16 protein-coding genes are annotated in these 13,588 nt (G+C 40.9%); 5 read left to right on the top strand and 11 right to left on the bottom strand.

All coding sequences use genetic code 11. The annotated features are described in order from the left end of the window. Positions 1 to 2: 2 nt before the first annotated feature. Both D0T84_RS00080 and glmM read left to right on the top strand, forming a co-directional pair. Positions 3 to 626 carry a DUF4827 family protein gene (locus D0T84_RS00080; protein ID WP_163304636.1) on the top strand — a complete coding sequence of 208 codons (624 nt, stop codon included), beginning with the start codon at positions 3 to 5 and terminating at the stop codon, positions 624 to 626. Between the two features lie 64 nt (positions 627 to 690). After that, positions 691 to 2,076 carry a phosphoglucosamine mutase gene (gene glmM / locus D0T84_RS00075; RefSeq protein WP_163304634.1) on the top strand — a complete coding sequence of 462 codons (1,386 nt, stop codon included), beginning with the start codon at positions 691 to 693 and terminating at the stop codon, positions 2,074 to 2,076. Between the two features lie 124 nt (positions 2,077 to 2,200). On the opposite strand, the gene D0T84_RS00070 is transcribed toward glmM, so the two are convergent. The 7 genes from D0T84_RS00070 to D0T84_RS00040 form a co-directional block, all read right to left on the bottom strand. Then, positions 2,201 to 3,097: a diaminopimelate dehydrogenase gene (locus tag D0T84_RS00070; protein WP_163304632.1), complete on the bottom strand. Its 897-nt coding sequence runs from the start codon at positions 3,095 to 3,097 to the stop codon at positions 2,201 to 2,203. Between the two features lie 60 nt (positions 3,098 to 3,157). Continuing rightward, positions 3,158 to 3,847: a DUF2461 domain-containing protein gene (locus tag D0T84_RS00065; RefSeq protein ID WP_163304630.1), complete on the bottom strand. Its 690-nt coding sequence runs from the start codon at positions 3,845 to 3,847 to the stop codon at positions 3,158 to 3,160. 482 nt (positions 3,848 to 4,329) lie between these two features. After that, entirely contained in the window at positions 4,330 to 4,803 is a 474-nt protein-coding gene (locus tag D0T84_RS00060; protein WP_163304628.1) for a hypothetical protein, read from the bottom strand. Between the two features lie 980 nt (positions 4,804 to 5,783). Beyond that, entirely contained in the window at positions 5,784 to 6,443 is a 660-nt protein-coding gene (locus D0T84_RS00055) for a nucleotidyl transferase AbiEii/AbiGii toxin family protein (RefSeq protein WP_163304626.1), read from the bottom strand. Positions 6,444 to 6,445: 2 nt separating this feature from the next. Next, complete coding sequence (locus tag D0T84_RS00050) at positions 6,446 to 6,937, bottom strand: HigA family addiction module antitoxin (RefSeq protein ID WP_163304624.1); 492 nt, start codon at positions 6,935 to 6,937, stop codon at positions 6,446 to 6,448. A 91-nt stretch (positions 6,938 to 7,028) separates the two neighbouring features. Continuing rightward, entirely contained in the window at positions 7,029 to 7,388 is a 360-nt protein-coding gene (locus D0T84_RS00045; protein WP_163304622.1) for a helix-turn-helix domain-containing protein, read from the bottom strand. A gap of 155 nt (positions 7,389 to 7,543) precedes the next feature. Beyond that, positions 7,544 to 8,410 carry an AraC family transcriptional regulator gene (locus tag D0T84_RS00040; protein ID WP_163304620.1) on the bottom strand — a complete coding sequence of 289 codons (867 nt, stop codon included), beginning with the start codon at positions 8,408 to 8,410 and terminating at the stop codon, positions 7,544 to 7,546. A 109-nt stretch (positions 8,411 to 8,519) separates the two neighbouring features. On the opposite strand from D0T84_RS00040, the gene D0T84_RS00035 reads away from it, so the two are divergent. The 3 genes from D0T84_RS00035 to D0T84_RS00025 are packed head-to-tail and all read left to right on the top strand — an operon-like array spanning position 8,520 to position 10,715. Next, positions 8,520 to 8,906 (top strand): VOC family protein, encoded by a 387-nt coding sequence (locus D0T84_RS00035; RefSeq protein ID WP_163304618.1) that lies wholly within the window; start codon positions 8,520 to 8,522, stop codon positions 8,904 to 8,906. Between the two features lie 42 nt (positions 8,907 to 8,948). After that, a complete protein-coding gene (locus D0T84_RS00030) occupies positions 8,949 to 9,860 on the top strand; it encodes a sugar phosphate isomerase/epimerase (protein ID WP_163304616.1) in 912 nt (303 codons plus the stop codon). A 6-nt stretch (positions 9,861 to 9,866) separates the two neighbouring features. After that, positions 9,867 to 10,715: a hypothetical protein gene (locus tag D0T84_RS00025; RefSeq protein WP_163304614.1), complete on the top strand. Its 849-nt coding sequence runs from the start codon at positions 9,867 to 9,869 to the stop codon at positions 10,713 to 10,715. 64 nt (positions 10,716 to 10,779) lie between these two features. Here the strand turns inward: D0T84_RS00025 and D0T84_RS00020 are convergent, their stop codons facing one another. From D0T84_RS00020 to D0T84_RS00005, 4 genes are read right to left on the bottom strand one after another with little or no spacing between them, the layout of a single operon-like run. Next, positions 10,780 to 11,322: a flavodoxin gene (locus D0T84_RS00020; protein WP_163304612.1), complete on the bottom strand. Its 543-nt coding sequence runs from the start codon at positions 11,320 to 11,322 to the stop codon at positions 10,780 to 10,782. A gap of 23 nt (positions 11,323 to 11,345) precedes the next feature. Further along, complete coding sequence (locus D0T84_RS00015) at positions 11,346 to 11,780, bottom strand: flavodoxin (protein ID WP_163304610.1); 435 nt, start codon at positions 11,778 to 11,780, stop codon at positions 11,346 to 11,348. Position 11,781: 1 nt separating this feature from the next. Further along, positions 11,782 to 12,609, bottom strand: coding sequence for a carboxymuconolactone decarboxylase family protein (locus D0T84_RS00010; RefSeq protein WP_255495074.1), 828 nt, complete (start codon positions 12,607 to 12,609; stop codon positions 11,782 to 11,784). 16 nt (positions 12,610 to 12,625) lie between these two features. Continuing rightward, positions 12,626 to 13,468, bottom strand: a complete 843-nt coding sequence (locus tag D0T84_RS00005) for an aldo/keto reductase (RefSeq protein ID WP_163304606.1) — start codon at positions 13,466 to 13,468, stop codon at positions 12,626 to 12,628. Positions 13,469 to 13,588: the final 120 nt, after the last annotated feature.

Here is a 13,588-nt window from a genome sequence, read left to right as displayed (position 1 = left end):
AAATGAGAAAGATCATTGGTGTTATATTTGCTTTTATGGGTTTTGCTATTATATTTTCAGCATGTGGTAGCGAGACGTATGCCGATAAACTGAAGAAGGAACAGAAAACGATAGACCGTTTTATTGATACAACGGGTATATCGATAAGAAATACATATCCTGACAAACATGCCTTTAAAAATAAGGAATATTATAAAGACCCCAACACTGGAATTTATATTCATGTAATAGATTCGGGTACGAAGGATAAGATAAAAAAAGGAGATTATGTGACAATGCGTTTTTATGATTCCAAGTTGTTGCAAAGTTATCCTGACTCTTTGATAACGAATGATATGCAGAATGTTACCGAGTTTTCGTATATGTATATGACTTACGGAAATTCGAGCGGTTATATGTGTTATTCTTATAATTCGTACTATTCCAGTGAGTTCTATATGTATATGTTCCTATCTCCGGGATGTGCTTTGCCTTTAGATTATAATCTGGGGAATCAGGCGGAGGTAAGTTTGATTGTACCTTTCTCGAACGGTTCGTATCTGCAACAGTATTCATCTTATGAACCTGTTTTCTTCGGCCGGTTGAAATATACAATCATTCCGGACGCAGAAACAGTCAACAGTTAGCAGTCAACAGTTAACAGTTAGCAACTCATAACTCATATTCATAACTCATATTCATAATTCAAAAATGACCTTAATTAAATCTATCTCAGGAATCAGGGGTACTATGGGCGGCAGAGTCGGCGATGGTCTCAACCCCTTGGACACTGTGAAGTTTGTATCAGCATACGCCTCTTTTATCAGAGACAACAGAAAGAATGACTCAAACAAAATTGTTGTCGGACGCGATGCCCGTATTTCAGGTAAAATGATGGAGCAAATCGTTACCGGAACCCTTATGGGCATGGGATTCGATGTTGTTAACATTGGTTTGGCAACAACTCCTACTACAGAAGTAGCCGTAACGATGGAGCAAGCTTGTGGCGGAATTATTCTTACTGCCAGCCATAATCCTAAACAGTGGAACGCGTTGAAGCTTCTGAATGAAAAAGGCGAGTTTTTGAATGCCCTCGAAGGAGAAACAGTCCTTCAAATAGCAGAATCGGAAGATTTTACTTTTGCCAATGTAGACCATATCGGGACATTGACTGAAAAAGATTATACTGATAAGCATATACAGGCGGTTCTGGATTTGGACCTTGTGGATGTGGACGCGATCAGAGCGGCTGATTTTGAAGTGGCTATCGATTGTGTAAACTCGGTAGGTGGTATCGTACTGCCTAAACTACTGAAAGCCTTAGGTGTGAATAAGGTAAACGAGTTGTACTGCACTCCTAACGGAGACTTCCCTCACAACCCGGAGCCTCTGCCTGAACATCTGAAAGATATCTTTACAATGGTAAAAACCACTCCTTCGGACGTAGGTTTTGTCGTTGACCCCGATGTAGACCGTTTGACTATCGTATGTGAGAACGGAGAGTTCTTCGGAGAAGAATATACATTGGTTGCCGTAGCCGATTATGTGTTGAAGCATACTCCGGGCAATACGGTTTCTAACCTGAGTTCGAGCCGTGCGCTACGCGATATTACCCGTAAATACGGATGCGAATACAATGCTTCTGCCGTGGGCGAAGTGAATGTGACCACAAAGATGAAGGCTACCGATGCCGTTATAGGTGGCGAAGGCAATGGCGGGGTTATCTATCCTGCAAGCCATTACGGACGCGATTCGTTGGTGGGTATTGCCCTGTTCCTTTCCCATCTGGCTCATGAGAAAAAGAAAGTAAGCGAGATTCGCGCGTCGTATCCCGGGTACTTTATTGCCAAGCAGAAAGTGGAACTAACACCAAGCATCGATGTAGATGCCATACTGAAAGCTGTAAAAGAGAAATACAGCCAATATGATGTAACCGATATAGACGGGGTGAAGATTGACTTCCCTGACAAATGGGTGCATCTTCGCAAGTCGAATACCGAGCCTATTATCCGCGTGTATTCCGAAGCGCATACCATGAAAGAAGCGGAGGATATCGGAGCTGAGGTGATGGCTGTAATAAAACAGTTGGCGGGATAAAGTAACAAATATAGGATAGCAGCTTTAAAGAACTGCGTGTCAGACTGTTATTGCTTGCCGTCAAATATATAAAAAACCGGGCTATTAAATATCAATAGCCCGATAATATTGAATACATAACACCTTATACCAGTTTCTTTATCAGGGCTTCCTTATCTCCATAAATGTAGTCGATAACAGGAACCTCGATCATCGTATATGCCCCCGGCCTCTGCTTCATAGCCGCACGCGCCGAAGCCACAAGCACCTGAGCGGTAAGGGCAGGGTTATTGATACGCATATTGAAGTCGAAAAGCTGGTTCTGCGTAGTACCTGAAACACCTTTGCGAACCATGTTCACGCCATGCCCCATATCTTTCAGGTTATCTACATTGTCTACCTGCATCACATGCGTTTCGTCATGGGCAAAGTAGTCATCTGTTTTTATAGCATTTGCTACCTCCTCAAATTTATACCCGTCTTCTACTTCGATATATACCATACGGCGATGGATGCTTGTACCTAAAGGGATAGTCATCGACAGAGCCGCTTTTACTCCTTTAATCGCTTTTACGGCAACAGTATGCCCCATACTCATGCCGGGGCCGAAGTTGGTATATGTTACACCCTTAGGCGCCATAAACTCAAGCATGGAGCGCACCATAGAGTCCGTTCCCGGATCCCATCCCGCGGATATGACAGACACACTGTTATTTGCTTTGGCTACAGCGTCCAGTTCTTTGCGTAGATTTACTATTCCCCCGTGTATATCATAGCTGTCAACCGTATTGATACCTGCCGCAAGGCATTCTTTCGCATATTCTTCCACGCTGCGGGTCGGGGTACATAGTACTGCCACATCTACATCCTTGAGTTCTTTCACTGATTTTACCACCTGGTACTTTTTCAGTTCTTCAGGTATATTTGCAGGGTCGCGGCGTACGATGCCCGCTACTTCCAAATCCGGCGATGCCACAATTGCATCCAATACATATTGCCCGATGTTTCCATATCCGACAATAGCTGCTCTAATTTTTTTCATTGAATATTTATTGAATTATGAATTATAAGTTATGAATTATTCTCTACAAACTGTTGACTGCTAACTATTAACTGTTAACTGTTTCATAAAGTTATACAGCCACTCCATAGCGGCAAAGTCTTCCTTAATTATATCTGCCAACTGTGCCGAATACAGTTCTTCCCCTATCGGTTTTGCCTTACTTACCCAGATACCCTTCCGGTTCATCCACGGCTGGAAATATTCAGGCAGGTCATTGGGAATAGGACGTTTATATTCTTCGCCGTTGATTATATAGCCCCTGTCGAGAACTGTCTTCTGGGTAACCCGCTGAAATTCTTCGGCGTCATACCTAATTTCATCCCTGAAAGCATCCATTACCTTCTTCTTCGGTTGAAAAAGCCCTAAACCTAAGGTATATCCCGTAGCGGAAATGTCCATAAAAAAACCGGGATAGTCTTTCCACACATCATTTGTCACAGGTATCTGGAATGCCATCCACATAAAGTCTTTGTATGGGTCTTTATTCTTAGAGAAACGTGTATCCCTGTATATGCGCGAAAGGCAACGGTGCGGACGCAATTCGAAAGACTGGTCGATATTATACATGGCCGGAGACAGTGCGGCAACCAGAGCTTTCAGCGGATTCAACAGTTCTTTCTCATACACATCCTTATGTGCATCGAACCATTCTTTATAATTATTTTCTTTCAAGTCTGCAAAGAATTGAAAAGTTCCAGGAGTAAAACCGTTAAACACTAAATCTTTCATAAAGGATATACTTTATATTTGCAATTTCATTAGTCGTTTTGCGTGACTCGGCATAACATATAATAAATTTCAGTTTTGCTCTCGCTCCTTAAAACGTTGATTTAAATTGTGTAGCGCCTATAGCGACAATTCTATATTCCGAAACAGTTGTTGCATTTTCTTCTACGTCTTCCTGCTCTAACAATGAACAAAAATAAGAAAAAGTCATCTTATTTGGTTCATTTAGCAACCATTTATCTAGAGCCTGTTTAAATTTTAGCGAAATTTTTTATTACAGGTTCTGGTCAATAGTTCTTAGCAATTTTTTTATGCTCTTTTTATCGTATTTTACCCTTTTTACTCTTGGTTTAGCCCGCTAATTAGCTCCGCTGACCGTTGGTTCGGCTAGCAAAAATGATAAAATACATCTAAAAATAGCTATAAAAAAGATTTGCTATAAAATTTAAACAGACTCTAATTCATATTGCTTTTTGTCGGAATCATCAGAAGTCACTTGAACCGATTCCATTTAACCAATACTTATTTTTATCGGCAGGAAAATCCATATCTTCCAAGAAAAACAGTTCAACTGTAGTTCCTGTTATATCTACTCTTACACTACCCTCTAAAATTCCATCCGGTTGCCTGTCCTCTATAATTTCGTGTTGTATATTCAATTCATTCAAGTATGTACAGAATGAAGGGAAATAATTATCAGTACGTTCCAGTACTGACCGGTCTAAGATAAATTGTTCCGTAGAATTCAGCTTCGAAAGATTATCACACCAGATTAAATGTAATATATCATCAAAAAAATGAAACTCCAACGCGCCATACAGCCAGATTCCTGTACCTCTCTTCATCCATGTTTTACTGTCAGGCACGGCAAAATTATCGTTTACCCATTTGGTAGTTTGTCCTAATTCTGCTGTTCCGAATTTTCCGGTTTTGATAAAATCAAGTAAAGATATTTTCATATAAGTACAAGTTAAAAATTAGTTTAAGTACTAAGTTGAAATTAGTTTGTATTATCCATATTTATATCAATACTGATAATCGGATATATACATTTAAAAATAATATAAACTAATTCGTGTTCTGTACTTATATTAAAATGAGCAAACTTAATATTCAGACTACTTCCCAATGCTGCCATGGATCTTTTAAATAAAGCCTTGAACGTACTGTCACTAATAGTTTTACCACTGGAGACTTCCATTCTGCTTTAGCTGTGCGCATCCGTTGCCGGTTGGCTTTGATGGCCTCAAGGATACTATCTTTGTCTGATTCCTTGCTAAGAATCGCCTTACGACCTCGCCCAGGCTTGGTGTACAGTCCTGATAGACCTTCCGATTTAAGCAAGACACTCTGGCAGCGCATACGAAAACTGTGGCTATTGCCTGATCTCAATCCTGCCTCCAACTCCATACGCTGCAAGGAAGTCAGGATAGGGGTATTTACTCGTCCCATAATGGGGCATAAAGATAATAATACAAACTAAATTATAACCAGTACTTAGTACTTAAAATTTAATAGTTCCATTTTAATGGGACGCTAGTGAAATAACATATAAACTAAGTAGACAAATAATGCAGTTTACAAAAAGACAGCAAAAAGTTTATTTTGGCTTAATTTCGGGTGTATTTATTTTTAAGAGGACAAAATGAGGTGAATTTTTGTCTTTTCATGTTGAGGCTCAAAGTTTCTAAAAATTCATTTTTTCAGCGAAACGGCAACATTTATGGAAACAAAAAAAACTAACTTATTGAAAGTCAAGTTTTAGCTTTTGGTGGTATGGACGGAAGCCGTTAAATATAGCAACCCATACCTCAATATCAACGTTTTATCTTTATTTTTGCTGCAAAGGTGAACACTTTAGGAGAATAAATATATCCCTGTTTGTCACCGCTTTGACCTCTCTTGTCCGCACATAATTTACACTGCAAAGATGTGAATTTTATTTCATATTTTCAACTATCTCTATTAAATCAAGTTTTATATCATCCCAATCCTTTTCTAAAAGACATATAGGGTCGGGCATCTCATCCGCAACAGAAAAATCTATGAAATTACGGAGAAGTTCAGCAGCATTGTGCTCCCATTCATGTCTCTTTTCATGCAAATTAAACATTTCGGAGAGCGAATAAATTCCGAGAAGGTAATGCAAATCCCAAAAGTCTTTTTTTCGTCCTCCGCGAGAAACGACATTCATTTTCATTGCTACAATGTCATCCGCAGATGCCATCCGTATCCCATCAAGTATCTCTACTTCTCCTATAAAGGGATCAGTGTACATCAAATCAACTTTGACATAATCATCTTTGGAGTTTCCAATGTAATAGCTGCGTCCCATACCCACAATAGAGCCTTTATCATTGCAATCATAATAGGAAAATTGAGAGCGTAGGTAATTTTCTAAAGAGGCAAAATCGAGACTTCTATATTCTGAATCAGTAAAAAGATCAATGTCAACAGAAAGACGATGCCCATACCGAAGGCTTAGATTTGTTCCTCCAACAAGTCGGAATGGAGCAAAAAGAGGTTCATGCATCAATTGTTGAAGAACCTTTTTTAGAAGCGGAGTAACGGTTTTGTATTGTAATCCTGTTTCTTCCATATTCATTTGGTGTATGCCCGGATACGGTATGAATTTGTTGGCTTATAATTGTCAATCTCCGAAGGCTGAATTCCATAGAAACGAATAATCTCTTCTTTTTCTGCCTCATTTCCTCTTTCAAAGACTCTTTGAATAACAGCTTTACGATAACGTCCCCAATCTATCTTTTCAAAATCGGTGTCCCAGAATAACATCTTCCGAATATTGGGAACTCCCGTTACAGAAGCACTTGCCTCTTTGCGTTTATATTCTGCAACATTATAATAGGCTTGTAATGCAAGAAGAAATCCTTCATCAAAATCCAATGCCCGTTCAATCTTTATGGAAAGCTCTGTAGTGAGAGGTCTGCGTCCTGTAATAACAGCATTTATAGATTGGTTATGTTCCCCTATATTTCGGGCAAACGCACGTTGGCTAAGACCCAGCTTCTTCAACCTTCGATCAATAATTTTTCCCGGATGAATACCCTTATATGTATCAAGATTATGCTTCATCTCCTATCTTTTTTACAAAGATACGAAATGCAAACGAATTCGTTTGCATTTTCTAGTAATATTTTCAGGAAGTATTATTTCACCGAATAATCTATTGAGGTTTATTCTTCCGCCGAACCTCGTTATACTGCTTCTGTTGCTTTATTAAATCATCAAGACAATCACTTCCCGATTTAATTAAACGGTCTTCTAACAGACGCTTGATTTCTTTGATCTGATAGTAACTCTTCCCTGATATTATAGAATAGGATACTTGTCCGTTGGAACGTAGCCGCTGGAGTGTACGTTCACTTATTCTAAGGAAAGTACAAACTTCATAACCATCAACCCATGTTTCATCAACATCTTCTTTAGAGTCGGATTGCTTCTGATTAACGATATAATCTGCAATAAAGTCGATTTTCCTTGCCAACTCTTTATACAACTCTGAATCTACACCAATAATTTCCATATCGTAATTCTTTGATTATTATTGAATTTTGAAACAAAGAAACAACGAATTCCTATTAGTTCATGTAGATGCAACAAAGGGTGGTATGAGTTGGCAGTTGATTGGTATATCAAATTCAAAAAAGAAATTTAATATAAACTTGTAATTCTTGTAACTTATGCCTGCCTGTCATTCCGGTATTGAGAAGGTGTAACCCCGTAGCGTTTGCGGAAAATGCGATTGAAATATGGAACATCATTAAAGCCTACGGCAAAGCAGATTTCCTTTTTGGAAAGATCTGTTCGTTCCAGTTGCGTACATGCGGCTTGCAACCGGAACGACGTTAGATAAGATACAAAAGGTTCATTCCGGGCTTTTTTGAAAAATAAGCAAAATGCTGTACGGTTCATATTGGCATAGTCGGCAATCTCGGCAAGGGTAATTGTGCGGTGGTAGTTCTCTACAATATATTTATAGATGGATTGTAATTTCTGTTTGTTACGATGTATCTTGTTGCCGTCGAAGAGTTGGTCGCCAATAAAGCGATAATCACCACTTTGCACAATCAGGTACAAAATTTTCAGAAGTACCATGACACTTTCAGGTTCTGTATAATCGCTAAATCCATGTAGTATAGAACTTACTTCCTTTGCCTTTTCACCTCTGACGATGATACATTGTTTCAATTCCCTGTAGAATGTGATTATCGGCAAAAACTCGGGTGCGAACATTTCCAGCGATTGAAAAAAGTCAAGACCGAATTGCCAGGAAGCGTTTTCAATCATTCCGTCGGGTGCACATAGGGCTTTATCGTACACCCAACCATGTGGCAGATTAGGAGGTACAATAACCACCTCACCCTCTTCAAACTCTTCGATGAAATCATCGGTTACCCTTTTCCCGTTCCCGCTGATCACATATGTGATCTCAAATTCGGGATGTTGATGATAGGGAAATTCATCCATATAATAGAGCCTGTCCTGCCGAAAAAGGAATGAACGATGCTCGCTCTTGAATACTTGTTCGTAGATAATATTACCCATAATACCGCAATAATCTAAAATTGCGAATATACGACAATATTTTGAACTATAGTATTAGTATAGGCAGGATTTCATACTATATCTTTGTCCAATATTTAATAGCAAGCGTATGAAAATCGAACATTTAGCAATTTGGGCAGATGATATAGAGTTGCTTCGTCAATTCTATACAAAATACTTCCACGCAGTTAGCGGTGAAAAGTATGTGAATAGTAAACGGAATTATAGTTCCTATTTCTTATCATTCGGAGAAGGCGGGTGTCGCATTGAGTTGATGCACATACCGAATTTGCACGAACCGGCGAGTCGTACACTGATGAAAGGGCTGACGCATTTTGCCGTTTCCATAGGAAGTAAAGAAGCCGTAGATGCTTTGACGGAAAGACTGAGAACAGACGGATATCGGGTTGTCGGTGAGCCTCGTACCAGCGGCGATGGCTATTACGAGAGTGTTATTCTTGACCCCGAAGGGAATACTGTCGAAATTGTTGCATAAAATGAGTTAATCATTAAAGTATATCAATTCAATTAATAGACCATGAGAAGTACAAATTATCTGTTTGAACTATTGGCATTTCTTCTGTTAATGCCCAATTTCGTCCAAGCGCAAAAGAAAGAGAAAAAAGAAGTAGCCATTCAGCTTTATTCTGTTCGGGAACGGATCGGCAGCCATGTAAACAACCAATCAGGCAATTACAATGCCGACTATACCGGCATATTGAAAGAACTTGCTCAAATGGGATATACCGCTGTCGAATCAGCTGGTTATCACGAAGGATTGTTTTATGGTAGAAAGCCGGAAGATTTCAAGCGGGATGTAGAGGCCTTTGGGTTGAAAGTTTTATCTTCCCATTGCAGTAAACCTCTGACGGTGGAAGAATTGACCTCCGGCCGTTTCGAGGAGTCAATGAAATGGTGGGATCAATGTATTGCCGCGCACAAAGCTGCAGGTATGACCTATATCGTCGATCCTTGGCTCAGTATCCCCAAGACAGTGAAAGAACTTAAAACCTATTGTGACTACTATAACGAAATCGGTAAACGTTGTAAGGCTAACGGCATGAAATTTGGCTATCACAATCATGCGCACGAATTTCAGAAAGTAGAAAATCAAGTGGTGATGATGGATTATATGTTGGAAAATACGAATCCCGAATATGTATTCTTCCAGATGGATGTTTATTGGGTGGTAATGGGGCAAAACAGTCCGGTTGATTATTTCAAGAAATACCCCGGGCGTTTTACGGTGCTTCACATTAAAGACCACAGGGAAGTCGGGCAAAGCGGAATGGTAGGCTTCGATGCTATTTTCAGGCACGCGGATATTGCCGGAACGAAACATATAGTGGTTGAAATGGAAGGTTATACCGAAAGCCTGGAAAAAGGGCTTTACACAAGTATTGATTATCTGCTAAATGCTCCTTTTGTTAAAGCTTCTTACAATAAATAGACCGCGATGGATAGGAAAAAGTTTTTGCAAACATCCGGATTACTTCTTGCAGGCAGCATGATGACAAAAAATATAGCCGCCTCAATGTCTTTAACGAACGATCTATTAGACAGAAGTATATTGGCTGCTTCAGAGAATACTCCCCTGATAGACTTGCATGTGCATCGTTCCAACAAACAGTCTATTGAAGATATCATTGCCAAATCAAAAAAGAGTGGGATACACTTTGGTGTCATGGAAAATGTGGCTCCATGGGGCATTACGAACAATGAAGAATTAAAAACATATATCGAATCCTTAAAACCCTATCCCGTTTACATCGGATTGCAACCCATGAGTCCGGGATGGTCTAAAAATCTCTCTCCTGAACTGATAGCCCAGGCCGATTACGTTGCAATGGATCCTCAGATTATCCCCAATGGAAACAGCTATGGTGAAACGATCCATATATGGGAATATGCTACCTACATCAATAATCCCGATGCTTTCATGGAGCGGAACATGCAACATTACATGGATATCCTTACAGGCGATGAACCGTTGAATATTTTTGCCTGTCCATTGTTTTTACCAGTTTCGATACAGCGGGAATATAATAGATTGTGGACAAAGAAACGTTTATCCCAAATCATTGATGCCTGTCGCGCCAGAAAGATTGCTATCGAGATTAACGATTTGGTGCGTGTCCCTGATGAGCAATTCATCCTAATGGCCAAGCGTGCAGGACTTAAATTCACATTCGGTTCTGATACGCGCGACGAGAAAACCGGTCGCTTGGACTATTGCAGGCATATTGCGGCTAAATGTAAACTTACGTCCAATGATATTTTTATACCTGAACGGGAAATAGGTTAACAAGCGCTTGATTTCCTTGATTTGATAGTAACTTTTTTAGTTTGATGTAATTTCAACACAACTGTTATTTTTGTGCTGCTATTACTTCTTCAGCCCATTTCTTGACACCAGAAGTACCATCATTGAATAGTTTTCCGGTGTGCCAGTTGATTTTATTATACTGTCCCTTCAATTCCTTTACACTATTCTGTATGGAACTGCTGCCCGACGTGGCAAACGGTATCACAGTCTTTCCATCCAGCTTATAGCTTTCGATAAAGGTGTTGATGATACGCGGACACAGGTTCCACCATATCGGATAACCGAGGAATATCACATCGTAGGTTTCCGCCTTTGCATTTTTGTCTGCCAGGGCTGGACGTGAAGAGGCGTCATTCATCTCTTTACTGCTGCGGCTCTCTTTATCACGCCAGTCAAGGTCGGCGGATGAATAAGCTGTTTGAGGCTGGATCTGGTACAAGGTAGCATCCGTAGCCTGAGCGATGGCTTTAGCCACCGTTTCAGTATTGCCTGTACAGGAGAAATAGGCTACCATTACTTTCTTCTCCTGGGCGTATGTCCATGTCGCCGACAGGACACACATAATCGTTATAATCAGATGTTTCATTTGTTTGTATTTTATGATAATAGTTATCCTTTCAGGAGTTTGCCGGCTTTCCAGCCGAGCTGGGGATAGGCTTTGCGAAGATTCTTCTCGCAGTTCTCAATTCCGCTGCCTCCGGAAGTGGCAAAGGGTATAAGAGTCTTGCCCGAAAGGTCGTAGCTCTCAATAAACGTATTGATAATGGTCGGCGCAATGTACCACCATACAGGAAATCCGATATAAATTGTATCGTATTGCTCTACATTGTCAAGTCTTCCCGCTATGGCCGGACGTGATGACGGATCGCGCATCTCTACGGAACTGCGGCTCGCCCGGTCGTTCCAGTTCAGGTCTGCTGCCGAATAGGGTATTTCGGGTACTATTTCGTAAAGGTCGGCATCCATATCCGCCGCCAATTTATTTGCTGCTCTCTTTGTTACCCCACTACAAGAGAAGTAGGCTATTAAACTTTTCTTCTTCATATTATTCATTTCTTATTAATTTATCATATTCCTCATCACTTACGGCTTCCAGCCATTCGTTATTCCCTTTCTCGCCCGGCACTTCGATAGCCAGATGGGCAAACCAACTGTCGGCTGTCGCTCCGTGCCAATGCTTTACACCTTGCGGTATGTTGACCACATCGCCGGGTTTAAGCAACTGCGCGGGTTTGCCCCACTCTTGATACCAGCCCTCTCCGGCTACGCAGACAAGGATCTGTCCACCGCCTTTGGTGGCGTGGTGTATGTGCCAATTATTGCGACAGCGAGGTTCGAAGGTTACGTTATAAATACCGACCTGCTCCTGCGATAACGGAGCAAGATAACTTTGACCGATGAAATACTGCGCAAAGGCATCGTTGGGCTCACCGATAGGGAAAAGCATTTCCCGCTCAAATGCGGCTTTTGCATCGGCAGCATCTGTATCGTCTGTCCAGACTTCTTTCGCCAAACGAAATGCCGCCCATGCCTTAGGCCATCCGGCATAGAAGCCGACATGTGTCAGCATTTCGGCAATTTCCGTGCGTGTAATCCCGTTGTTCTTAGCCGACTGGAGATGATATTTTAGCGATGTATCGGTAATACCCATACTGACAAGGGCGGTTACGGTAATCATACTTCGGTCTCGTAAACCGAGTTTATCTGTGCGGCTCCATATTTCGCCAAAAAGAACATCATCGTTCAATTCAGCAAACTTGGGAGCGAAATCGCCCAACTGCTCCCTTCCCGCTGTTTGTTTCACTTTAGTCTGTGCCATAATCGTTGTTGTTGAAATGGTTACGATTAATAATGTAGATAATAAAAACCTCATAACTCTCATCATTGTATTAGAACTTCATGCCATTAATCCATTTCACAAACTCCGAGTCACGATGGTCGAAGAATGCGCTCTTACCCAAATCGAGTCCTTTGATTGCTTCCATATCTTCGGCAGACAGTTCAAAGTTGAATATATCGAAGTTTTCCTGCATACGTTCTTTGCGTACCGATTTCGGAATAATCACCACATCGCGCTGAACCAACCAACGGAGAACAACCTGTGCTACCGATTTACTATATTTTGCACCAATAGATGCAAGTATCTCGTTAGTGAACATATTGTTTCTGCCTTCTGCAAACGGCCCCCAAGACATGATTTGAACACCGTTGTCTTTCAGGAACGCTTGTGTTTCGATCTGTTGGTCGAACGGGTGCGTCTCAATCTGGTTTATAGCGGGAACTACAGTGTTGTTCACAATCAGGTCTATTATTCGGTCATTATGGAAGTTGCTTACACCAATAGCCCTGATACGGCCTTCTTTGTAGAGTTCTTCCATGGCACGCCATGAGCCGTACACATCGCCGAACGGCTGGTGGATCAGCCATAGGTCGAGATAGTCGAGTTGCAGCTTTTTCATGCTTACCTCAAAAGCTTTCTTAGCATTCTCGTAACCGGCATCCTGAATCCACAGTTTGGTGGTTACGAAAAGTTCCTCGCGGGGAATACCACTGCTTTTAATAGCTCGTCCGACACCTTCCTCGTTCATATATCCGGTCGCAGTGTCAATGGAACGGTAACCCACTTCAAGGGCATCTGAAACAACCTTTTCGGTTTCGCCCGGTTCCACTTGATAAACGCCAAATCCCAGGATAGGCATTTCTACTCCATTATTTAATGTTACTGTTTTCATCTTTTCTATGTTTTATTCTAATTCACTAGTGTCATGTCAATTTGATAATGTCTGACAAATATCGTATATTTGCCACAAAAGCAACTATGGCAATACGATACAAAGTGACATTAACTGAGG

The organism is Dysgonomonas sp. 521 (assembly GCF_010501055.1).
In the GTDB taxonomy this organism is placed as follows: domain Bacteria; phylum Bacteroidota; class Bacteroidia; order Bacteroidales; family Dysgonomonadaceae; genus Dysgonomonas.
This window is presented reverse-complemented; position numbering and strand designations above follow the sequence as displayed.